We start from the raw sequence: 23,665 nt of genomic DNA on the forward strand, positions 1-23,665 counted from the left end.
GGGGCACCCTCCCGAGTTCTGTCTCACGCCTGATCGGCCTTCAAAAACGCGCGTTCTAGGGCTCGATCAGAGGTTCGCGATCCAGAGCGGGCTCAACATAGTCATGATGGCCTCGATGATAGGCTCGCGTAATTCGCGCGTTGGCGGCGCTTCGAATTCCGTCATTTCAAAGCCGACCAGTTCGACGGCCTCGACAATCGTCGCGAGCATGTCCTGAACCGCTTGCGGAGACAGACCCGCATCGACCCGATATTCGGCCGGAAGATAGAGAGGGTCGATGACATCGGTATCAATGTGAAACCATACGGGCGCGCCGCCTATGGCATCGAGCAAGGCTTGATGGTCAATATGTCCCTTATGCGCGGTCAATAATGTGACGCCATGGTGATCGATCAAAGCCTGCTCGCCGGGATCAATATCCCTTTGGCCCACGAGAATGATGCGATCCGCAGAAAGACCGGTGCCCAATCCAGAGTCCCACAGGCCGCAGAGAGCTGTCAGCACCATGCCGCCGAGATAGCCAGTCGGCGTCGAGGCTGGCGTATTGAAATCACCATGCGCGTCACACCAGATCACTTTGGCGTCCGGACGATGGCGCAGGGCGGCGGCGATCGTCGCCAGGCTCGCGCCACAGCGATTAGCGAAAATCATCGGAAACCGACGATGCCCCATAATCTCGTCGATCACGCCGCCAACATCGCGAAGATAGGGCGTGGCTTTGTCGAGGCTTTCCCGCCACATGAGATTTTGTGCGGATTCCGGCTCGCCGAGTTCAAGCACGGGCGCATTGAGCCGCGCGGATGTGGCATGAGCCAGCAAGGAAGCGCCCTGCATGCCGCCGCTCGTATAGCGATCGCAAACCCAGCCACGCAAGGCCACAATGAAAGGCTCCGCCGCCTGGGCAAGACGGAACGCGCCTTCACCTGTTTGCATCCGAGTAGAAGTCTGCGGGAGGGTCCGAGAAAGAGTCAAAGTCATTTGGCAAAACTCAAGGTCGAAACAGCGGTGGGAAGAGACAGGCTTTCGAGGACCGCGCGGAAAATCCCCACGGCTTCGAGAAGATCGGCTTCGGTGATGACAAGCGGCGGCGCAAAACGGATCGTCGTCGCATGGGTCTCCTTGGTCAGGACACCCCGTTCCATCATTTTCAGGCAGACTTTTTTGGCATCGGCCAGGGCCGGATCGAGATCGACACCCGCCCAAAGCCCTTTGCCCCGCACGGCCAGAACGGCAGGATGGTCGATCGCCCGCAGCGCATCCAACAACACACCACCCAATTTTTCACTTCGCTCCACCAAGTGTTCTTCCTGCAAAACATGCATGGCCTCGCGCGCAACCGCCATGGCGAGCGGATTACCGCCGAAAGTCGAGCCATGACTACCCGGATCGAAGACATCCATCAGGGAGCGCTTCGCGGCAAAGGCCGAGACCGGCAACAGACCTCCGCCGAGCGCCTTGCCAAGGATCAGGCCATCGGGTTTTGCACCTTCATGTTCAAAGGCGAAGGTGCGGCCCGTACGTCCGAAACCTGATTGCACCTCATCGAAAATCAACAGAATGCCATGCCGATCGCAGAGGCGCCGCAAGGCGGCGAGATAACCAGGGGGAGGCAGAATGATTCCCGCTTCCCCCTGGATCGGCTCGATGAGGACGGCGGCCGTGCGAGGACCGACCGCCGCCTCCAATGCTCCGGCATCGCCAAACGGCACCAAGACGAAACCAGGCGCAAAGGGGCCGAAACCGCGTCGTGTCGCGGCATCGCTGGAAAAACCGATGATCGTCGTCGTGCGGCCGTGGAAATTACCGGCGGCGACAATGATCTCGGCTTGATCTTCGGGAATGGAAAGACGATCATATCCGTAACGTCGCGCCGCCTTGATCGCGGTCTCGACGGCTTCCGCTCCCGTATTCATCGGCAAGCAGGCGTCGAGCCCGGTCAAACGGGCGAGATCCTCGCAAAATGGCCCGAGCGTATCCGTATGATAGGCGCGAGACACGAGATCCAAACGCTCGAGCTGACGCTTGAGTGCGCCAACAAGGCGCGGATGTAAATGGCCGAAACTCGCCGCCGAATAGGCGCTCATCATATCGAGATAACGACGCCCGTCGCAGTCGAACAGAAATGCTCCTTGCCCATGGCTTAAAACGACCGGCAAGGGCGCATAATTATGCGCTCCGAATCTTTCTTCCTGATCGATGAAATCATGCCTCAAAGGGATGCTCGCGCTGTTCTGGACTGTGAGAAAATCATGGCACGAGCGCTGGCGTTTTTGGCGCGGAAATCAGAGCTTTCGCCGCATAATATGCATATCCCCCAGCCCTTCGCCGCCAATTGTTCGGTCGCTTGTTTTCAGCGGGAGTTCAAACGCTTATTGTAGCGAAGCGACGAAAGACGAGACTCATTCCATGACACGGCGCCATGTTGTCGATGAAACCGATCTGAGGATCATGAAGCGTCTGCAGCTCGACGCGCGGCTCAGCAATGTCCGTCTGGCCGAGGATGTGCATCTCTCGCCGAGCGCCTGTCTCGAACGGGTGAAGACACTTGAAAAGGAAGGATTGATTCGCCGCTATATGGCCGATTTCGACCTGTCGAAAATATGCAGTTCGGTGATGTTGATGGTCGAAGTCATCCTCGAAAATCACCGCGAGGCGGATTTCGAGCGCTTTCTGGCGGCGATCCGCAAACGCGAGGAAGTGCTCGAATGTTTCAAGATCGGCGGCCGTATCGATTATCTGATGCGCGTCATTTGCCGGGATATAGAACATTACAATGAATTGTCGGATTTCATGAGCCGTGGCGAATTAGGAGTCGAAAAATTCCATGGCCATGTGGTGCTGGCGACAGACAAAAATTTTGAAGGCTATCCGCTGGATCTTCTGATCGAACCACGTGGGCGTTCCTGATCAATGCCTCTGAAGACATTCTGGCACGGGTGCGCTGAAGAACGCTGAGTTGATCTTGACATCGATGAATAAAAAGACGCTTGGTCACAGTCCTTTCCGGGAGGATGAAGATCAAGGGTCCTCGCGCCCAAGAGTCAATAGGTTCAACATCGATGGAAGAATTGCCGCACGAACATATCGAGCACGCCGAGCATGCCGGACATGCCGTCCAGGAGAATAATCGGTTCCTGATCACCGTATCTGGAACAATCGCGGTCTTGGCCGTCCTTGCGGCAGTCATCGCTAGCCTGGAAACCATTGAGACGGGTGCAGCCATTGCCGAAAAGAACGAGGCTGTCCTCAAACAGAGCCAGGCCAGTGACCAATGGGCTTTCTATCAGGCCAAAAGTATCAAGCAGAATCTTTATGATATCGCTGCCAGCGCGGGGAGTGCCAAATCGGACGAATACGCCCGACGCGCCGAGCGCTACGAGGACGAGACCGCTGAGATCAAAAAGAAAGCGGACGAATACGAACACGAACGCGATGAGAAACTCGCTGCCGGTGAACGGCATGAAATTCAACATCGTGGGCTGACCCTGGCAGCAACGCTTGTCCATGTCGGCATTGCCGTCGCGACCATAGCCATCATCACCAGAGGGCAGCGTTGGCCCTGGTATGCAGCGATGGTGCTGGGTGTCGCTGGAGCCGTCAAAGCAACATGGAGCTATTTGGGGTGAGAGGGCTCTAGAGTGTCACTCCTGATGCCAATTTTCGATCGCCACACGTGCGGCACACAAGATCACCGGCTCAGCGAGGGAGAGCAAACCGCATCCTCTTGTTTCCACGGCTGCTCTCATCATTTAAAAACCTCACTGATCATCTGGCCATCTGAGGATCACTTCGTCGTGTAACCACCATTGATGAGGATGGTCTGGCCGGTAATCCACCATCCGTCCGAGACGAGAAATCGAATGAAGGGCACGATATCCTCAATATCGGTCAGGCCAGTTTTGGAGAATTGGGAGAGCGCCGCCGCTGTCTTGTGATAGGCGACAGCATCCGCGCCCTCGGCCGGATAAAAGAACGGCGTATCCATCGGGCCGGGGCCAACCGCCGTCACCGAAATGCCGCGTTCGCCAAACTCCTTGGACGCTGCACGGGTGAAATGCTCGACTGGCGCCTTGGTGCCGGCATAAGCCGCATAAAAGGGCGTGAAAGCGCCGAGCAGGGAGGTGACGAGCGTCACGAGCTTGCCGTTGTCGTTCAGATGTTTGCCGGCTTCCTTGATGAAGAAGAAAGCGGTTTTGGCATTTACCGCAGCCATTTCGTCATATTCAGCCTCGGAAATCTCGACGAAAGGCTTTTTCAAAACCTTGCCGACCGTATTGATGGCAATATCCGGCTTGCCAACCGCGGCGATCGTATCGGCAAAAAGTTTTTCCACTGCACCGGCCGTGGTCAGATCGGCCTGGAAGGCGAATGCCTGGGCGCCGGCTGTCTTGATTGCAGCGATGGTTTTCTCCGCCTCAGCCGTGGTCGCGGCACTATTGTAATGGATGGCCACAGCTTTGGCACCCTGCTCCGCCAAATCGCGGGCGATCAAGCCGCCGAGATTTTTGGCGCCGCCTGCGATGAGCACCGTCTTTCCCTTGATCCTATGATCGGCCATGCCGTGTTCTCCTGCCTTGAATCGAGCGGGCAACCTGACGCCCACTTTCCCAAGGGGAGGCTATTTGTCTATTCTAACGTATAAAGATGCTTTTGCTGACATCATCTGTCGTTATCTGCGAACAATAGAGACGTTTCTTGGACCGGATCGACCTTTTGCGGATCTTCGTGCGCGTGGTCGAAAGCGCAAGTTTCACCAAGGCGGCCGAGACGCTTGGCATGCCGCGTTCCTCCGTCTCGACAGCCGTGCACGATCTTGAAACCAGAGTCGGCGCCCGGCTCTTGCACCGCACCACCCGTCATGTCGCGCCGACGCAAGACGGCAATGCCTTCTTCGCGCGCTGCCAACGCCTGATCGCCGATTATGAAGAGACCGAGGGCCTGTTCCGGCAATCCTCCCCGCGGCCGCGTGGCAAACTCAGGATCAATGTCCCGGGCCGTTTCGGCCGCTTGATCATCGCGCCGGCCTTGCCCGGCTTCTTCGCGCTTTATCCCGAGGTCGAGATCGAATTAGGGGTGACCGACCGTACGGTGGATCTCGTTCAAGATGGCGTGGATTGCGCGATCCGCGTCGGGCCGCTCATGGATTCAAGCCTGGTTGCCCGCAAGATTGGCGATCTCGTCCTGATCAATTGCGCGAGTCCGCGCTATCTTGCTGCCCATGGTACTCCACGGAATATAGAGGAATTGCGCCGACATCTCGCCGTCAATTATCTCTCCCCGGCGAGCGGAAGGATCGACGAATGGGAATGGGTCGAGAACGGCAAGATCCATTCCCTGCCCTTGCCCAGTCAGGTGACAGTCAATAATGCCGACGCCATGATTGCCTGCTGCCTCGCCGGCCTCGGCCTGATCCAGATCCCCGCCTATGATGTCGCGGTTCATCTCGCCACCGGCGAACTGGTCGAAGTCATGCCGGACCATTGCGCGCCGCCCCTGCCCATGACGATCCTCTATCCGCATCGCCATCATGTATCGCGACGCCTTCAGGTTTTCATCGAATGGGTGACCACCCTCTTGCTTGCACGAATTCCGGCCGAGGCGGTTTCCCCTCACCAGGAGGAGCACAATGCTCCTCCCAACCGGTAGACCATCAAATCGAAAGCAATGTCCCTTTCGGATCAATTATTTTCAAGAGAATCAACAAATTAGTTGTTTTCTATAGATTTACTTGACTTGCCCTCTCGTGTCATTATTCTGTCATTATGGGACATATTTGTTTATATTCAGCTTGCTATCACCTCCCGCTTTAGCAGAAACACCAGCGCCATGGCCGATCCATCACCCTCGGGGCAAACGACAAAAGCATCTTTGAACAAGGGTTTGCCGCCAGTCCGTCCATCCAAGACCACACCCGCCAAGTCCACGCGAGCCAAGCCCACACGCGCGGCGGCGCCGCAGCCGGGCCAAAGCGCTTGGTCCAAGATCAGCAAGACCTTCGGTCCTTTCGTCTCGGCTGGCTGCGAAGCGGTCCAGGATGCCTATGCCTCGATCGCTCAGGTTCTGCTCGAAAGAGTTGAAAATCTGGAAGACCGCTATGCCGAGCGGAAGGCGCTCCAGCGAAAGGCGACCCGTGCGGCGCGTCATTCGACCAGAGCGCTCTCGACATCCGCCACCACGACCGTGGCCTCCGCCAAGAGCCGTCGTCCCTCTTCCTCGAAGTAGAGTGCCTCGCCAAAAATGTCGCTTGCTCAGACCTTCCCCTTCGAACGTCACTCCCAGCGCGTCAAGGAGGCTTCCTCCTCTCGGATGAAGATTTCCGCCTCGACATCGCCGGTGGCGCGTATCCATCCTAGCCACGGGAACGAAAGCGAGCGGCTGGTTGAGACACAGCGCCGCGGCGTGCAGATCCGTTTCCCGGGTCCGCAACGGATCCAGTTCCTGAACGATAGTCTGTTTGCCGATCCGCGCAGCTCTTTCGCACGGCAGTTTTTCCAGCGGGTTTTTCTCGCGCCGGAAGTTGAAACGGTCGAGATCGATGCCTCCCGGCGCAGAGCGGAAATTTCCCTGCACACGGACTACGATCTCACGCGCCCACTCGTCGAAAAAATTTCGCGTTTGCTCGTCGAGGGACAGCCTGTTTCTGAAAAGGCCGCAATGCCGGCTTTGCCCGAAAATTTCGACGACTCGAACGAGAAAATCGTCCGCTTGCACCGCTATGGACAATGGCTTTCGAGCTGGCAAGTCAAGCACGAGATCGATGGGCGTATTCGCCTGCATCATCCGGCTCTGCGGCGCCGGCGGGAAGCATGCCAGGCGATTGAACGCGAACTCATGAATACATTTGGCGTGGACCGTTATTCCACCAATGAGCTCACCGCCAATGTGCTTATCAATTACGATCCCCGGCACATTCAAAAACACCAGCTGATCGTGTTGCTCGACGAGGCTTTGCACAAGGCCAAGGATGCGCCAAAATCGTCGATCGATCTTGATCTTCCAGTTTGTATGGCTTCTCTCGGCCTAGCGGTCTCGGCCCGTTTCTTCGTGCCGGCTCTTGCGCCGATCAGCGCCGCTGTCTTCCTCTATTCCGTTATTCCGAGCTTCAAGAACGCCTATCACGTTCTGTTCAAGGAAAAACGCCTGGGCGTCGATGTTCTGGACGCTATTGTCGTGCTTGTCTGCCTAGGCACCAATCAAGTGCTGGCCGGCACGGTCCTGGCCAGCACCCTCGCCATCGCGCGTCGCCTCGTCGAAAAGACCGAGGACGATTCAAAGAAAATGCTGCTTAATGTCTTCGGCAAGCAGCCGCGTTTCGTCTGGCTGCTCGTCGACGGATTGGAAGTCGAGACACCCCTCGAAAAGCTCCGGCTTGGCGACACCATCATCGTCCATACTGGCGAATCCGTGCCGGTCGATGGCGAGGTCGTCGAGGGTATGGCGATGATCGATCAGCATGCGCTGACCGGGGAATCCGCTCCCGCCGAAAAGGTCACCGGCAACAAGGTCTTTGCGTCCACGACCTTGATCGCGGGCAAGATCCATGTGCGTGTCACCAGTGCTGGCGAGGAGACCACCTCAGCCAAGATTGCGCGCATTCTCAACGATACGGCGGGCTACAAATTGCAATCGCAATCACAGGGCGAGATCATGGCCGACAAGGCCGTGGTGCCAACCCTCGCGCTTGGTGCCCTCAGCCTTGCGACAACGGGAGTCAATTCGGCCACGGCCATCGTCAATTGCGATCTCGGCACCGGTATTCGTGTGGCGGCCCCCATCGGCATGCTGACATCGCTGACACTTTGCGCCGAACACGGTATCCTCGTGAAGGACGGGCGTGCGCTCGAACAGATGCGGGACGTCGATACGTTCCTGTTCGACAAGACGGGCACCTTGACGCGCGAACGGCCGGAAGTCGGCCGTGTGTTCACTTTCGAAGGTTATTCAGAAGCCCAGATTCTGCAATGGGCGGCAGCGGCGGAAAATAAATTCAGCCATCCGATCGCCAAAGCGATTATCGACAAGTTCCAATCGCTCGATCTGCCCATGCTGGAGATCGACGATTCAAAATATGAAGTCGGCTACGGCATTATCGTCGAGGTCGATGGCCATAAAATACGTGTCGGCAGCGCACGCTTCATGAAACATGAAGGGATCCCCCTGCCCGACGTGATCGATCACGAGATGGAAAGCGTTCACCACGAAGGCAATTCCATGATCATGGTGAGCGTCGACGATGCGCTCGGTGGCGCCATTGAAATGTGCGCTTCCAATCGTCCCGAGGTCGAGGAGGTCATCAAGGGATTGCGCGCTCGAGGCGCCAAGCATCTCGCCATCATTTCCGGCGATCATGAGCAGCCGACGAAGAGACTCGCGGAAAAACTCGGCATGGACCGTTATTTCGCGGAGGTCCTGCCGCAAGACAAAGCCAAATATGTCGAGCTTCTACAAAAAGAGGGACGCAAGGTCTGTTTTATCGGTGACGGTGTCAATGACTCGATCGCCCTCAAGAAAGCCAATGTCTCGGTCTCGCTGCGCGGCGCCTCCAGCATCGCGACGGACACCGCGCAAGTCGTCTTCATGGAAGAGAGCCTCATCAAGCTTCTTCAACTTCGCGATGTATCGACCGAGCTTCAGCGCAATATCAATGTCAGTTGGGCGCTGATCCTTGTTCCCAATCTTATCTGTATCGGCGGCGCATTTTTCGCCGGATTCGGCGTTATGCATTCAATGGTGTTCAACCAGATCGGCGGTCTTCTTGCCCTCGGCAATGGACTCATGCCTCTGCGCAAGGTCGCAAAAATCCGCGCCGAGAAGGAAAAGCTCGCGCAATTTTTGATTACGCATACAAGTGCGTAACTCACAGGAATAGGGTGCGCGGATTGCAGGGAGTCTTTGGCAACAAAGGCTCCCTATTTATTATCGTGCACAAAGGCTTCGGCTTCATCGGAGGGCCTTGTGGCACCCTAATGGATGTCCGGTTCGGCAACGGGCCGTCCGAAGGTGGTTTCCAGAAAGTCGAAATCACAGCCCTCATCGGCCTGACGGATATGCTGGGAAAACATCCAGCCATAGCCACGTTCATAGCGCTTTTTGGGAATTGCTTGTACCGCGCGTCGGCGGGCGAGCTCTTCTTCCGGCACGTCGAGATTGATGGTGCGGGACGGCACGTCCACGCTGATCATGTCGCCTGTCTCAACAAGAGACAGAGGACCACCAATGTAGCTCTCAGGCGAGACATGAAGGATACAGGCACCATAGGAGGTGCCGCTCATGCGTGCGTCGGAAATCCTCACCATGTCACGCACACCTTGTTTCACCAGTTTTTTCGGGATCGGCAGCATGCCCCATTCCGGCATGCCAGGGCCACCGAGGGGGCCGGCATTGCGCAAGACCAGGACATGGTCGGGCGTAACGTCGAGATCATCGCGATCGATCGATTCCTTGAGCGCGGCATAATTGTCGAACACCAGTGCCGGCCCTATATGACGCAAAAGATGCGACGCAGCTGCCGATGGCTTCATGACGCAACCGTTTGGCGCGAGATTACCACGCAGTACCGCCAGCGCGCCTTCCTCATAGATCGGCTTGTCGAGCGGCCGGATGACATCCTCATTGTAAACTTTGGCCTCCGCGAGGCTCTGGGCCCAGGTCCGGCCGCTGGCATTGATCTGGGAGAGATCGAGAAAGGGTGCGAGCCTTGTCATCAGGCCAAGGAGACCGCCGGCATAATAGAAATCCTCCATAAGATAGGTGTCGCCGGACGGGCGGACATTGGCGAGCACAGGCACTTTGCGGCTCATGGCATCGAAATCATCGAGACTGATGGCATGGCCCGCCCGCCGTGCCATGGCGATGATATGGATGACCGCATTGGTGGAACAGCCCATCGCCATCGCCACCACAATGACATTGCGATAGGCGGCTTCGGTCTGGATCTTCCCCGGCGTCAAATCCTCCCAGACCATATCCACCACACGCCGCCCGGCCGCCGAAGCCATGCGGATATGGTTCGCATCAGCCGCCGGAATGGAGGAGGTTCCGGGCAATGTCAGGCCCAGCACATCGGCAAGCGCCGTCATGGTGGAGGCCGTGCCCATGGTCATGCAATGGCCGTAGGATCGCGCGATCCCGACTTCCATCTCGTTCCAGTCCTCCGCCGAAATATTGCCGGCGCGCCGCTCATCCCAATATTTGAAGGCGTCGGAGCCTGACCCCAGGACCTTGCCGTGCCAATTGCCGCGCAACATCGGACCGGCGGGCAGATAGATGGCCGGCACACCGGCACTGGTCGCGCCAAGGATGAGACCGGGCGTGGTCTTGTCGCAGCCACCCATCAAGACCGCACCATCCACCGGATGCGACCGGATGAGTTCTTCCGTCTCCATCGCCAGAAAATTGCGGTAGAGCATGGTGGTCGGTTTCACCTTGCTCTCGGATAGGGACAACGCCGGAAGTTCCACCGGAAAGCCGCCGGCCTGAAGAATGCCGCGCTTCACATCGTCGACGCGCTGCTTGAAATGCGCATGGCACTGGTTGAGATCGGACCATGTGTTGATGATGGCGATCACCGGCTTGCCACGATATTCTTCGCCTGTATATCCCATTTGCGCCATGCGTGAGCGATGGCCGAACGAGCGGAAGTCATCTGGTTCGAAATAGCGCGCGCTGCGCAGCTCTGCGGCGGATTTGGCCATGAGAAGATTCCACAATTCTTTCCAACCCGGACGGCGAAACCCACAAGACCAGGCTCACCATCCGCTTCGGATATAGGATGATTTCAAACCACACAGATGATAGTGACTTCCAATCTCGTGTGGTTACAAGCGATATCGTGACGTCCCCTCACGTGGTCCGGCTCAATGACGTTTCTTCTGCCGGTAGACATCGGTGACGACGGCGGCGACGATGATCACGCCCTTGACGATCTCTTGGTAATAGGAGTCCACCCGCAGGAAGGTGAAGCCGGAAGTCATGACACCGAGAATGGCCGTGCCGATGATCGTCCCCAGAATGCGCCCCGAGCCGCCGACAAGCGAGGTGCCGCCGATGACGGTAGCAGCAATGGCATCAAGTTCGTAATTGATGCCCATATTGGCCTGCGCGGTCTGCGCGCGGGCCGCCGTCACGAGGCCGGCAACGCCAGCCAGCGCCCCGGCGATCGCATAGACCTTGATGAGGTGGCGTTCCACATTGATGCCGGAGACACGCGCCGCCTGTACATTGGCGCCGATGGCGTAGGTAAATTTTCCATAGCGCGTATAGCGCAGCACGACATGGAAGATGGCCGCCACCACGAGGAAGATCACCACTGGCCAGATTCCGGAGCCAATCACCGTGAAACTTTTCTCAAGCCCCGATACAGGCTGGCCATTCGTGTACCAGCGGGCGACGCCGCGCGCCGAGACCATCATGCCGAGCGTCGCGATGAAGGGCGGGATCTTCGTATAGGTGATCAGCATTCCATTGATCAGTCCGGCGATGAGGCCGATACCGATGCCGATGCCGATCGGCACGATGGCCGGCAGATCCGTCAGAGAAGGATAGACGGCGCGCGCCCAGGTCGATGATTGAGCGAAGCTCGCTGCGATCATTGCGGTCATCGCGACGACGGAGCCCGACGAAAGATCGATGCCTCCCGTGATAATGACCTGGGTGACGCCCACCGCGATAATGCCGATGACCGAAACCTGAAGGATCATGATGGTCAGGCGCTGGGTATTCATCAGAAAGCTCTGCCCAACCAGGAGCCAGCCCAGAGCTTCGAAGATCAATGCGATGGCGACGAGCACGAACAGAATGCTCATCCCTGCTGGCAGCCGCCGCACGGGCTTATGAAAGGCGGCAGGTGCATATGCCAGATGATTGTCGGTCATTTCCGTCCTCGCAAATCGTCTTGTCACGTCGATGGAATGTGAAAGTCATCGGGAGGCGAGCTCCATGATCTTTACCTGGGTCGCCTCGGACCGATCGAGAATTCCGGTCATACGCCCTTCGTGCATGACCATGATGCGATCACTCATGCCGAGAACCTCCGGCATTTCGGACGAGATCAAAATGATGGCGACACCTTCGCGCGCAAGTTCGGTCACCAGCCGGTGAATCTCGGCTTTCGCGCCGACATCAATACCGCGGGTCGGTTCGTCCAGAATGAGGATGCGCGGCTTGTTGAGCAGCCAGCGGCCGATCAGAACCTTCTGCTGATTGCCGCCGGACAGATTGCCGATAATCTCCTGCAGATTTGGCGTCTTGACTCGCAGCTTACGCGCCATCTCATCACAGGCGGAAAACAGTTCCTTTTCATGCACGAAACCGTTCGTGACATATTTGTCCTGCAGCACGGCGAGTTGCAGGTTCTCCAGAATGCTGAGGCTCAAAAGACAACCGCTGACCTTGCGATCCTCGGTCAGGAAAGCCATTTGATGCCGCATCGCCGTCGCGGGGGAATCAATGACAACATCGTTTCCAGCAATGGCGATGGAGCCGGAGGTTGCGGGGGTGACACCAAACAGAGTCGCCGCGAGGCTGGAACGGCCAGACCCAATGAGACCGGCGATGCCGAGGATCTCACCGGCACGCAGATCGAAATTCACGCCCTGGAACACACCGTCGAGCCCGACGTTTTTGACCGACAGGGCGACGTCACCGATCGGTACTTCTTCCTTCGGGAACATCTGTGTCAGCTCACGGCCGACCATCATGCGGATGATGTCATCACACGTGACATCGCAGGCCGCATGCGTCGAAATATAACGGCCGTCGCGAAAGATGGAGAACTCATCAGCAATCTCGAAAAGCTCGTTCATCTTGTGCGTGATATAGACTATCCCTATGCCTTGAGCCCGCAGGTCACGGATGATCTCGAAGAGATGGTCGACTTCCCGCTCCGTCAGAGCGGACGTCGGTTCGTCCATGATCAGCACGTCCGACCCATAGGAAACGGCCTTGGCGATCTCCACGATCTGGCGGTTGGCGACGCTCAGGTCACGCACCTCGGCATCGGGGTCAAGATCGATCCTGAGGCGTCTGAACAGGGCTTGCGTCATGCGCCGCATCTCGTCGTGGTCGACAAAGCCGAAACGATTGAGCGGCTCCCGGCGGATCCAGATATTTTCCGCCACCGTCATGTAATCCATCAGATTGAGTTCCTGATGAATCATCGAGATACCGCTTTCCAAGGCGTCGAGCGGCGACTGAAAGGAAATTTCGTTCCCTTTGAGACGGATCCGTCCGGCGTCCGGCTTGTAGATACCGGCGATGATCTTCATCAGCGTGGATTTGCCAGCGCCATTCTCTCCCATCAGAGCATGGACGGAGGACCGGCGCAGTTTGAGCTCCACGCCGTCCAGCGCGAGAACACCTGGAAACTCCTTGCGGATGTTCTCTGCGGTCAGAAGATAGTCCGTGGCCATGAGCGGTGCATGGCTCTCGGCGGCATGAAGCTGGCCTGTGGTCATTTGAGTCCCTCCCTGAATTCCATACGTCTTGATGACGATTGCTGCTTTGGCGTGACCTCAATTGCGGTTCAGATATTTGTCCATATTGTCTTTCGTCACGAGCTCGAAGGGGATGTAGGTCTTGTTCGGCACCGCTTCGCCCTTGGCGAGTTTCAACGCGGCATCGATCGCGCCCTTGCCTTGTCCCGTGGCATTTTGGAAGACGGTCACGCCGAGGTCGCCGGCCTTCATGGCCGCAAGCGCATCCTTGGTCGCGTCAGAACCGGCGATCACCACACTGTTCATTGGACGGCCGCTGGCTTTGAGCGCCTGAACAGCGCCCAGCGCCATCTCGTCATTGTTCGCAAGGACGGCATTGAAGTCGAGCCCAGCGGAGATCCAATTGGTGACGAGATCCATGGCCGGCGTGCGCATCCAATTGGCGGTCTTTTCGTCCACGATCTTGATATTCTTGCAGGCGGGGGCCGACAGAGCCTGATGCACGCCCTCAGTGCGGCCGCGTTGGCCGGTGGTGCCGAGCTGACCTTCGAGGATCACGACCTTTCCGGTCCCCTTCAACTCCTTGCAGACTTCCTGACCTTGCATGTTTCCAGCTAACACCTCGTCGGAGCCGACAAACGCCTGTTTGGTGGGGAGATCATTGACAGGAGCCTGATTGACGAACACAAGCGGGACACCCGCTGCCTCGGCCTGGCTCGAGATGGCAGCGCTTGAATCGGCGTCCACCAGCATGACGATGATCGCATTCACACCACTGGCGATGAAATTATCGATCTGACTCTGCTGGCGGGCAATGTCGCCTTGCGCATCCTCGGAGCGCACGGTCACATCGCCTTTTGTCTTTGCATAATTCTCCATCGCCTGGCGCAGAACGGTGAGATAGTTGTCATCGAACAATGACATACTGATCCCAATCGTTGTCGCCTGCGCGGAGACTATCGTCATCGCAGACACCGCTAACGCGGACAAAAGTCTTTTCACGTCGTTTCCCCTTTTTAATTTGTTATCGTTATCGTTGCCGTAAAGTTTTCAGCCTGGTTCAGACGAACCTTGGCGTCAGCCAGCACCCCTTTGCCTCGTGACTATCGACGACAGCGTCGACAAAAGCGACCCCCTTCAACCCATCGGCCGAGGTCGGCACATTCATGCCGATTTCCGATGGCGCGCGTGTCTCGCGGCGGGCCCGGATCGCCTCCGCAAAGCCGGCGTAGAGATTGGCAAAAGCAGCGATGTACCCTTCCGGATGGCCAGGCGGCGTGCGTGTGCGGACTTTGGCGGAAGGATCGAGATCTTCACGTCCCCGTTTGATGATTTCCGGCGCGCCGGAGAGCCGCGTGTAGGAAAGCGTATTGGGCTCCTCCTGCCACCAGGAAAGGCTTCCCTTTTCGCCAAACACACGCAGCCGGAGGCCATTGGAACAACCAATGGCCACCTGGGACGACCAGAGAAGGCCGCGCGCGCCGCCTTCATAACGGATCATGACATGCGCATTGTCATCGAGAAGACGCCCCGGGACGAAGGTCGCAAGATCGGCGCAAAGCGATTGCGCCTTGAGTCCGGTGACGAAGCCGGCAAGATGATAGGCATGAGTACCGATATCGCCGACACTGCCACCGCGCCCGGACAATTTGGGATCAGTCCGCCAGGCTGCCTGCGCATTGCCTTGCGCTTCAATGGCGCTCGCCATCCATTCGAGGGGATATTCCACCTGCACGACACGAATAGCACCGAGATCGCCTCGCGCCACCATCGCCTGAGCCTGGTGGATCATTGGATAGCCGCAATAAGTATAGGTCACCCCGACGAAACGGTTCGTCGCCTTGGCAAGTTCGTGCAGGGCGATCGCGTCATCAAGCGTCGTCGTCATTGGCTTTTCGCAGATGACATCGAAGCCCGCCTCGAGAAAAGCTTTGGCAATGGGAAAATGCGTATGGTTTGGTGTGCAGATAGCCACGGCATCGATCCGGTCTGGCCGGTTCTTCTCACCTTCAACCATCGCCGTGAAATCATCATAGGAACGGTCCCTGGCCACAAAGATGCTTTCGGCGAAAGCGTGGCCCCGTTCCGCCCGGACATCGAAGGCGCCGGCGACAAGCTCGAAGGCATTGTCGAGCCGTGTCGCGAAACGGTGGATACCGCCGATATAGGCGCCTTCACCGCCACCCACCATGCCGAGGCGCAATCTGCGGCGCGCAAGATCATCCGCGCCACTCATGACAGGTCTCCCGCATCAAGGCCGAGAATGGCCCGGTTGGCGGCGCGGTTCGCATCCGCCTTGACGAAATCATCAAAGGCGCGTTCGGCGACATGGATGATATGGCGTTTGATGAAAGCGGCGCCTTCCGCCGCCCCGTCCTCGGGATGTTTGAGGCAGCATTCCCATTCGAGCACGGCCCAGCCGTCGAAACCATAACCGGCAAGCTTGGAAAAAATGCCCCCAAAATCGATCTGGCCATCGCCCGGAGATCGGAAACGACCCGCGCGGCTGAGCCAGGGCTGGAAGCCGCCATAGGCGCCGGTCTTGCCGGTCGGCCGGAACTCCGCATCCTTGACATGAAACATTTTGATGCGGTCGTGATAATGATCGATGTAGGCGAGATAATCCATGGACTGCAAAAGAAGATGACTGGGGTCATACATGATGTTGCAGCGTGCATGATCATCAACCCTGTCGAGGAACATCTCGAACGTCAGTCCGTCATGCAGATCTTCGGTCGGATGAATTTCGTAGCAGAGGTCGACACCTTCCGCATCGAAGGCGTCCAGGATCGGCCGCCAGCGCCGCGCAAGTTCGTCAAAGGCATCATTGATCAGCCCCTCCGGCCATTGCGGATAGGGATAGAGATAAGGCCACAGGAGCGACCCCGAGAAGGTGACATGGCGATCAAGCCCGAGCCGGCGCGAAGCGCGGGCCGCCGCAAGTAGCTGGCGCACCGCCCATTCCTGCCGTGCCTGCGGATTGGCCCGCACTTCCGGCGCCGCGAAGGAATCGGCCGGAATATCGAAAGCCGGATGCAAGGCGACGAGCTGACCCTGGAGATGGCTTGCAAGCTCGGTGACGACGAGGCCGTGTTCAGCAAGCCTGCCCTTGATCTCGTCGCAATAATCCTGGCTCTCCGCCGCAGTTTCAACATCGAAGAGGCGACGGTCCCAGGACGGAATCTGGACGCCGAGAAAACCTTTCTCCGCCGCCCATCCAGCAAGCCCGTCGAGCGTATTGAAGGGCGGCGCGTCACCGGCGAATTGGGCGAGAAAAACCGCGGGTCCCTTGATGGTGCGCATGGCCTTAGCCGCCTGAGGTCCACCAAGCGGCGCCTTGGCCGCGTTGCGATCGGACATGGATGACATTACGCAACCTCCTTCCATGCGCGGGCCCGGCTCGATGTGATTGCTGTATCGACGACCTTCTGAATTTCCCAAGCTTCGCGGAAGTCCGGTCCGCGCCGCTCCCCACCGTCGATGGCTGCGAGGAAATCGGCGACCTCGATCGTTTTCAAATCGTTGAAGCCGAGCTGATGGCCGGGTGCCACGCAGAAGTTGCGATAGGGCGGATGCTGCGGACCAGCCTCGATACGCTGGAAGCCGCTTTGACGCGGATCCTCGCCGGTTTTGTAATAAAGGAGTTCGTTGAGGCGTTCCTGCGTGAAGACCAACGCGCCTTTCGTGCCCGAAAGCTCAAAGCCGAGCTGCATCTTGCGGCCGGTCGCCGCCCAATTGGCCTCGATGGTGCCGCCACAGCCACGCGCGAAGCGCAAAGCGAGGCGGGCAATGTCATCGACCTCGATGAGACGGCGTTCCGTCGCACCCGGCGCGACCGGACGGCTTTTCACCACGGTCGCAAGATCGGCATTCACTTCGGTAATCGGGCCAAGAAGAAAACGCACGAGGCCGATAATATGGCTACCGATATCGGCAATGGCTCCGCCGCCGCCCTGCGGATCGAGCCGCCAGCTATAGGGCACATCAGGATCGCACATGAAATCTTCGGCATGTATGCCGCGAAAATTGGTGATCTCGCCGAGTTCGCCTGCCGCGATCATGTCACGCGCCAACGACAGCAACGGATTTTTGATGTAATTATACCCGACCTGTGTGACGACCTTGGCCGCTTCGGATGCTTCCATCATCTCACGCGCTTCCGCGACGGAAGGAGCAAGTGGCTTTTCGCAATGAACATGCTTGCCGGCAGCGATGGCAGCGAGAGCCATTTCCCGATGAAATGTATTCGGAGTGGTAATAGCGACGATCTCCACCGCCGGATCGGCGATGAGATCATGCCAGTTTGTCAAAGCGCGCTGAAAGCCATATTGCCGCGCCGCCGCCTCGGCGGCGGCTCCATCGATATCTGCGACCGCCTGCAGGACAGGTGTCAAATTGCCCGGGAAGATACCGGCGACGGCGCGATAGGCCATCGCATGTGCCTTGCCCATGAAGCCGGTGCCGATCACACCAACGCCGATGTCACGCATGAGACTGTCTTCCTCGATATTTTCTGTCAATGTCTGGTTATGGATTCAAACTTTCACGGCGTGGCCCGTGAGAACCGATTCAAGGGCGCAATCGGCAAGCCGCAACGCCTGACGTCCGTCCTGCACCGTCACGGGCATCGGGCCATTACCGCGAACCGCCTTGGCGAAAGCCTCGAATTCGAGGCGATAGGCGTCGGCGTAGCGTTCGAGGAAAAAGTTCATCAGCGGTTCGCGGACTTCCGTCGCCGACCGCGTCCAGCGCCGGATCGTCGTCGAGCGAAGGTTGTCGTTCAACACCTGTCCAGCCGAACCGAAAATTTCGAAGCGCTGGTCATAACCGTAGACGGCCTGGCGCGAACAATTGATATGACATTGCTTGCCGGAGGCGGTCCGCAGCTGCACCATGACCGTGTCGAAATCGCCGAATTCCTCAAGCGTGGGATCGATGAGGCGGCTGCCGAAAGCCATGACTTCGATCGGTTCTTCACGCAGGAAGAAACGGGCCATGTCGAAATCATGGATGGTCATGTCGCGGAAAATGCCGCCCGAATGCGCGAGATATTCTCGCGGTGCAAGGCCGGGATCCCGGCTGGTGATGATGACCTGATGCACATTACCGACCTCGCCGGCATCGATAGCGCGGCGCAGCGCTGCGGCGCTGGGATCGAAGCGGCGATTGAACGCCAGCATGACCCGTCCGCCGAGACGGTTGATGTCCGCCACCGCGGCGTCCACCTTGACGATATCGAGGTCTATTGGTTTTTCGCACAGAACCGCCTTGCCACGCGAGACGGCATGCAGCATCAGGCTCACATGTGTATCCGTCGGTGTGCCAATGATAACGGCATCAATGTCATCGCGCTCAATCGTCGCGATGGGATCGAGCGAGGCCTCGCAATCAAGGCGCTCCGCCAGATTTCGCGCCGCATCGCCGATAGGGTCGGCGATCGCGACCAGTTTTGAAGATGTATTCGCCACGACATTGGCGGCGTGAATGCTTCCGATCCGTCCAGCACCAAGGACAGCAACCCGCAACATGATGGAACTCCAATTTTGGCCAAGAGCTTGCGATCGCCGCCTTGTGCGGCGATCGCAGATGATGGAAGGGGGAGGAGTTGTGGGAGAAAATGGCCGCGCTGCCGCGAAATCTCGCGGTGGGAGCAGCGCGCCTATGGGATATGCCGATGGGTCACCGGATAACCTCCCTGCCTGGCCGTTTCAGCGGCTCTCGCTTGGTGTTTTCAACATATATTCTATAACTAAAACTTTTGCAATTATTATTGCAATCCTATCCTCCGACAGAGACGCTTTCGCGAGCTGGAGCGGAAAGAACCTCTCCATTGACGACGAGCGAAGGATCGAGCCGACCCGCGAAATAATCAAGAATGTTGCGGCTTGCCGAAACCGCCATGCGAGCCGCGCATTCGCGCGTCATGACGGCGGAATGGGGGGTGAGGATGACCCGATCCATTTGCAGCAGCGGATGATCGGCAGGCGGAGGCTCTTGCGTGAACACATCGAGCCCGGCTCCAGCAAGCCGACCGTCGGTCAAGGCTTTCGCCAGCGCTTTCTCATCAACGACGCCGCCACGCGCGGTATTGATGAGAATGGCTCCGGGTTTCATTGAGGCCAGCTCGCTTTCGCCAAGCAAGGCCCCATTCCGAGGCGGCGGCATGTGAAGAGAAACGAAATCGGCACTGCGCAAGGCTCCCTCAAGGTCACGCGTTGGGATCGCCCCCGCCGCCTTGATTGCAGCCTCGTCGAGAAAGGGATCATAGGCGAGGATGGTCATATCAAAACCGCGCGCCATGCTCGCGACGAGCCGGCCGATCCGTCCAAAGCCGATAAGCAGCAACGTCTTACCGGAAATGTCCGTCGCGTAAAGATCGTTGCGTATGCCCCATTTGCCTGCGCGCGTCGCGGCATCATAGACACAGACACGCTTGGCAACGGCCAGCATCAGCATCATGGCATGTTCGGCGACAGAGCGTGAATTGACGTCACCGACAATGGCAAGCGGAATATTCCGCCGGGTCAGTGCCTCCACATCGACGACGTCGTAACCGACACCATGCCGCGACACAAATTTCAGTTTCTGCGCCCGGTCGATGACAGACTCGGGCAAGGGCTGCGTGCGGATCAAGATCGCGTCGGCCCGATCGACCAGAGGAGCATAGGATTCCGTCGAGACTTCATCCACTAAATCCAGCGTGATACCTGATGCATTGCGCAGGATGTCGAGCCCTGCTTCATGTATGCGTCCGGCGACAAGAATATGCGTCATTTCAATATCCTCCCGCCGCCTGTTTAAGATCGGGCACACTGGTCAATTGGCCGATGAGCTGACGCGCCGTCGCCACCGATGCCTGCGCCGCGCCAGCAAGCAGCCGCACGTCATTGGAGATGGTGACGAGATCAAAACCCCAGCTGATGGCCTTGGCGGCATAAGTCGGCGTGCCATTATGCAGGCAGGCGCGGATGCCGGCCTTGTGCGCCGCCTCGAGAATGGTCTTGATCGCGGCGACCATTTCCGGCTCCTCGCGGTCGAAACCGGTGCGGTACTGGCGGCCGGTGAGCCCGAGCGTCAGGTCCGCGGGACCAATATAAAGGCCATCGAGCCCCGGCGTCGCGGCGATGGCATCGAGATTGGCGAAGGCCTGCGCCGTCTCGATCATGGCGAAGCACAGAACTTCACGGTCTGCATGCTCGCCATAATCGGCGCCCGAAGCGATGGAGACGCGCGTCGGGCCGAAGCTGCGCGTGCCGTTGGGTGGATAACGCACACAGGAGACGAGCTTTTCAGCCTCTTTCGGCGTATTGATCATGGGGCAGATCACGCCATAGGCTCCGGCGTCCAGCGCCTTCATGATAGCGCCCGGATCAAGCCAGGGCACACGCACCATCGGCGTGACCGAACTTGCCTGCATGGCCTGGAGCATGGTTGTCGCCACCTCATAGCCGACGAGGCCATGCTGGAGATCGATGGTGATGGAATCATAGCCCTGATGTGCCATGATCTCGGCGGTGAACGGGCAGGCTATGGAAAGCCATCCATTGATGACAGCCTTGCCGGCGGCAAAGGATTGCCTGATCGCATTGGGTCTCATGGGTCAGATCCTCACACGGCCACCTGGGCAAGTTTGACGTTCAGGAAGTCGAGGATTCCCTCACTTCCGCCCTCGCGGCCCATGCCGCTGAACTTGATGCCGCCGAACGGTGCTTCCGCTGCCGCGAGTGCCGTGCTGTTGACAGCGACCATTCCGGTCTCGATGCGGGATACCGCCTCGCGCATACGCGCTGGATCGCGCGTGAACACATAGGCGGCAAGCCCGAATTCACTTGCATTGGCGCGCTCATAGACGCTTTCTGGATCGCTGAAAGGTGTGACCGCCGCAATGGGACCAAAGTTTTCCTCGGCCAGAGCCTTGGCATTGTCGGGAAGCCCCGAAATCACGGTCGGCGCGAAGAAGAAGCCTTTGTTCTGTCCAGCCGGGCGCTGTCCGCCTGTCGCGATGCGGCCGCCACGGCTTTCCGCATCGGCGACGATGCTCTCCATGGCATCGATACGCCGCTGATTGATCAAGGGTCCCATCTGTGTCGCATCATCGAGGCCATGGCCGAGACGCAGTGCCTTTGCGCGTTGCGCAAGCCCTTCGATGAAACGATCGTGGATCGATTCATGGACGTAGAACCGGTCGGGCGCGACACAAATCTGCCCGGCATTGCCATATTTGGTCGGCGTCGCAATATCGAGCACCGCATCCACATCGACGTCATCGAAGACGATGAGCGGCGCATTGCCGCCGAGTTCCATGCTGACGCGTTTCACCGTTGCCGCAGAATCGCGGATCATCTGCTGTCCAACCGCAGTCGAACCCGTCAGCGTGATCTTGCGCACGAGCGGCGAAGCGACGAGCGGCGCATAAGTATTCTTGACTGGGCCGACAACAAGATTGACCACACCTTTCGGCACACCAGCCTGGCGCAGGCAGTCCACGAGATGCATGGCGGTACCAGGACATTCGTCGGAAGGGCGCACGATCACCGAGCAGCCCGCCGCAAGCGCGGGTGCGATCTTGCGCGCGACAAGAACGGCTGGAAAATTCCAGGCGGTGAAAGCCGCGACAATGCCCACCGGTTCATGCAGGATTTCGATACGCCCGCCCGGCGCGCGGCTCTCGACGATGCGGCCATAGATACGGCGTGTCTCTTCCGCGAACCAGCGAAACTGATCGATCGAAAGATTCCATTCCCGCCGCGCCTGGGCAAGCGGCTTGCCGGATTCAAGCGTAATGATGCGAGCGGCCTCCTCAAGACGGTCCCGCATCACATCGGCAACGGCGTGGAGCAGATCGGCGCGTGTCCAGGCCGGCGTGGCGCGCCAGCTTTTCAGGGCCACCGAAGCGACCGCGATCGCTTCCTCGACATCCGCTGTATCGGCGGAGGCCACTTCGCCAAGCGAGGCACCCGTGGCCGGATCAAGCACGTCGATGCTTTCCTTGCTGGTGCCGACGCGCCACGCCCCGTCAATGAACAGACCGAACTTCTCGTACATCAAGCAGCACTCCGGGAATAAGGGGGACATCCTGCAACAATCGTTGCAGAAACGAGGCATGCGGAAAGAGGATCAGAGCAGCGGATGAAACCATCACGGCCACAAGCGCCTGCGTGGCGGCCATGCCGAAAATGATAGAAGAAGAAGGGATGTATTCGTCGCGCCGCGACGCCTCTCGCCAGCAAATCTTTTCCCCCTGATCATTGTTTCTTGTGACGCCATGTTCCGGCGTTAAGCAAACATTATTGCATAATAATTTTTAGCGCAATAAAAATTCCAGAAATTCCGCACAAAGACATATGCTCCCGCTGGGGCTAAGCGCGGTTTTCAGGAGGAACAATGGCTATACAGGATCTCTCATTTTATGCGGCGGCAGCCCCCGCCACGATCCTTCTCGGCTTGTCCAAGGGAGGGTTCACAGGGCTTTCGGTTCTTGCCCAGCCGATTCTCGCTCTTGCCATCTCCCCCATGCAAGCCACGGCGATCATTCTGCCCGTGCTCATGATCCAGGATGTTGTCAGCCTTGCTGCCTATTGGCGGCGCTGGGACAATGAACAATTGCGCCTGCTTTTGCCGGGCGCGCTGGTCGGTGTCATCGCGGGTTATCTGTTTGCCGCCTCAATTTCCGACGCGGCCGTCGAGGCCGGCATTGGCGTGCTGGCCCTCGCCGAAGCCACACGCCAGCTTCTCAAACGCGGTTCTTCCTCAAGGAAAGCACAAGCGGGACGGCAATCGGGGCGTCTCTGGAGCGTGCTCTCGGGTTTCACCAGCATGATCGCCAATGCCGGAGGCCCGCCCTTCATGATCTATCTTTTGCGCCAAAACCTTCCTCGCGACGCCTTTGCCGCGACGGCGGTGGCATTCTTCGCGATCGTCAACTGGATTAAGCTCCCTTCTTCTTGGCTCTCGGACAGATCAGCAGCAGCAATCTCACCACGTCAGTCATTCTTTTCCCGATCGCGGTGCTTTCAACCCTGGCTGGTGTCCGTCTCGTCCAGGTCGTGCCCCAAGAACGCTATTTCGGCTTCATTTATGCGCTTCTCGCGGCAGTTGGAGCGAAGCTTCTTTATGACGGGGTGATGATGATGGCGTAACGGAAAAGAGCGCATCTCCCTCGAAAGAGGGGACGTCGATACCGTGTGCACAATAAAAATTGCCAGTCTATTTTATTGGCAAGAACTGTTCTA

The 23,665-nt window shown here is 58.3% G+C and carries 20 protein-coding genes; 6 read left to right on the top strand and 14 right to left on the bottom strand.

Annotation, left to right across the window (positions count from 1 at the left end):
* Positions 1-66: 66 nt before the first annotated feature.
* Together BIND_RS14185 and rocD are read right to left on the bottom strand one after the other, a co-directional pair.
* Complete coding sequence (locus BIND_RS14185) at positions 67-933, bottom strand: arginase family protein (protein WP_050764026.1); 867 nt, start codon at positions 931-933, stop codon at positions 67-69.
* Positions 934-974: 41 nt separating this feature from the next.
* Positions 975-2,213, bottom strand: coding sequence for an ornithine--oxo-acid transaminase (gene rocD / locus BIND_RS14190; protein WP_012385734.1), 1,239 nt, complete (start codon positions 2,211-2,213; stop codon positions 975-977).
* 193 nt (positions 2,214-2,406) lie between these two features.
* Between rocD and BIND_RS14195 the strand changes: the two genes are divergently transcribed.
* Complete coding sequence (locus BIND_RS14195; protein ID WP_012385735.1) at positions 2,407-2,907, top strand: Lrp/AsnC family transcriptional regulator; 501 nt, start codon at positions 2,407-2,409, stop codon at positions 2,905-2,907.
* 152 nt (positions 2,908-3,059) lie between these two features.
* Entirely contained in the window at positions 3,060-3,626 is a 567-nt protein-coding gene (locus tag BIND_RS14200; protein ID WP_012385736.1) for a DUF4337 domain-containing protein, read from the top strand.
* A gap of 158 nt (positions 3,627-3,784) precedes the next feature.
* Here BIND_RS14200 and BIND_RS14205 read toward each other — a convergent pair whose 3' ends face one another.
* Positions 3,785-4,558: an SDR family oxidoreductase gene (locus tag BIND_RS14205; protein ID WP_012385737.1), complete on the bottom strand. Its 774-nt coding sequence runs from the start codon at positions 4,556-4,558 to the stop codon at positions 3,785-3,787.
* 137 nt (positions 4,559-4,695) lie between these two features.
* On the opposite strand from BIND_RS14205, the gene BIND_RS14210 reads away from it, so the two are divergent.
* The 3 genes from BIND_RS14210 (at position 4,696) to BIND_RS14220 (ending at position 8,856) form a co-directional block, all read left to right on the top strand.
* The gene (locus tag BIND_RS14210; protein ID WP_012385738.1) at positions 4,696-5,646 is read left to right on the top strand and encodes a LysR family transcriptional regulator; all 951 of its coding nucleotides are present in this window, start codon (positions 4,696-4,698) and stop codon (positions 5,644-5,646) included.
* 180 nt (positions 5,647-5,826) lie between these two features.
* Positions 5,827-6,222 (top strand): hypothetical protein, encoded by a 396-nt coding sequence (locus BIND_RS14215; protein ID WP_012385739.1) that lies wholly within the window; start codon positions 5,827-5,829, stop codon positions 6,220-6,222.
* Positions 6,223-6,306: 84 nt separating this feature from the next.
* Complete coding sequence (locus BIND_RS14220; RefSeq protein ID WP_244395898.1) at positions 6,307-8,856, top strand: heavy metal translocating P-type ATPase; 2,550 nt, start codon at positions 6,307-6,309, stop codon at positions 8,854-8,856.
* 107 nt (positions 8,857-8,963) lie between these two features.
* Here BIND_RS14220 and araD read toward each other — a convergent pair whose 3' ends face one another.
* The 11 genes from araD to BIND_RS14275 all read right to left on the bottom strand — a co-directional run bounded on the left by araD (position 8,964) and on the right by BIND_RS14275 (position 22,478).
* On the bottom strand, positions 8,964-10,694 hold the full coding sequence (gene araD, locus BIND_RS14225) for an L-arabinonate dehydratase (protein WP_012385741.1): 1,731 nt from the start codon (positions 10,692-10,694) through the stop codon (positions 8,964-8,966).
* 162 nt (positions 10,695-10,856) lie between these two features.
* A complete protein-coding gene (locus tag BIND_RS14230; protein WP_012385742.1) occupies positions 10,857-11,873 on the bottom strand; it encodes an ABC transporter permease in 1,017 nt (338 codons plus the stop codon).
* Between the two features lie 45 nt (positions 11,874-11,918).
* Positions 11,919-13,454, bottom strand: a complete 1,536-nt coding sequence (locus BIND_RS14235) for a sugar ABC transporter ATP-binding protein (RefSeq protein ID WP_012385743.1) — start codon at positions 13,452-13,454, stop codon at positions 11,919-11,921.
* A 57-nt stretch (positions 13,455-13,511) separates the two neighbouring features.
* Positions 13,512-14,435, bottom strand: a complete 924-nt coding sequence (locus BIND_RS14240; protein WP_041778122.1) for a sugar ABC transporter substrate-binding protein — start codon at positions 14,433-14,435, stop codon at positions 13,512-13,514.
* A gap of 58 nt (positions 14,436-14,493) precedes the next feature.
* A complete protein-coding gene (locus BIND_RS14245; RefSeq protein ID WP_012385745.1) occupies positions 14,494-15,669 on the bottom strand; it encodes a Gfo/Idh/MocA family protein in 1,176 nt (391 codons plus the stop codon).
* Entirely contained in the window at positions 15,666-16,736 is a 1,071-nt protein-coding gene (locus BIND_RS14250; protein WP_041778868.1) for a sugar phosphate isomerase/epimerase family protein, read from the bottom strand. Before BIND_RS14250 ends, BIND_RS14245 begins: the two co-directional genes overlap by 4 nt.
* Positions 16,737-16,801: 65 nt before the next feature.
* Entirely contained in the window at positions 16,802-17,923 is a 1,122-nt protein-coding gene (locus BIND_RS14255) for a Gfo/Idh/MocA family protein (RefSeq protein ID WP_012385747.1), read from the bottom strand.
* Positions 17,924-17,968: 45 nt separating this feature from the next.
* Positions 17,969-18,964 (bottom strand): inositol 2-dehydrogenase, encoded by a 996-nt coding sequence (iolG, locus tag BIND_RS14260; protein ID WP_202944791.1) that lies wholly within the window; start codon positions 18,962-18,964, stop codon positions 17,969-17,971.
* Between the two features lie 247 nt (positions 18,965-19,211).
* Positions 19,212-20,207 carry a hydroxyacid dehydrogenase gene (locus BIND_RS14265; RefSeq protein WP_012385749.1) on the bottom strand — a complete coding sequence of 332 codons (996 nt, stop codon included), beginning with the start codon at positions 20,205-20,207 and terminating at the stop codon, positions 19,212-19,214.
* Between the two features lies 1 nt (position 20,208).
* The gene (locus tag BIND_RS14270) at positions 20,209-21,030 is read right to left on the bottom strand and encodes an HpcH/HpaI aldolase family protein (protein WP_012385750.1); all 822 of its coding nucleotides are present in this window, start codon (positions 21,028-21,030) and stop codon (positions 20,209-20,211) included.
* 11 nt (positions 21,031-21,041) lie between these two features.
* Positions 21,042-22,478 (bottom strand): NAD-dependent succinate-semialdehyde dehydrogenase, encoded by a 1,437-nt coding sequence (locus tag BIND_RS14275; protein ID WP_012385751.1) that lies wholly within the window; start codon positions 22,476-22,478, stop codon positions 21,042-21,044.
* A 339-nt stretch (positions 22,479-22,817) separates the two neighbouring features.
* Between BIND_RS14275 and BIND_RS14280 the strand changes: the two genes are divergently transcribed.
* Complete coding sequence (locus BIND_RS14280; protein WP_012385752.1) at positions 22,818-23,558, top strand: sulfite exporter TauE/SafE family protein; 741 nt, start codon at positions 22,818-22,820, stop codon at positions 23,556-23,558.
* Positions 23,559-23,665: the final 107 nt, after the last annotated feature.

This window comes from Beijerinckia indica subsp. indica ATCC 9039 (assembly GCF_000019845.1).
Taxonomy (GTDB): domain Bacteria; phylum Pseudomonadota; class Alphaproteobacteria; order Rhizobiales; family Beijerinckiaceae; genus Beijerinckia; species Beijerinckia indica.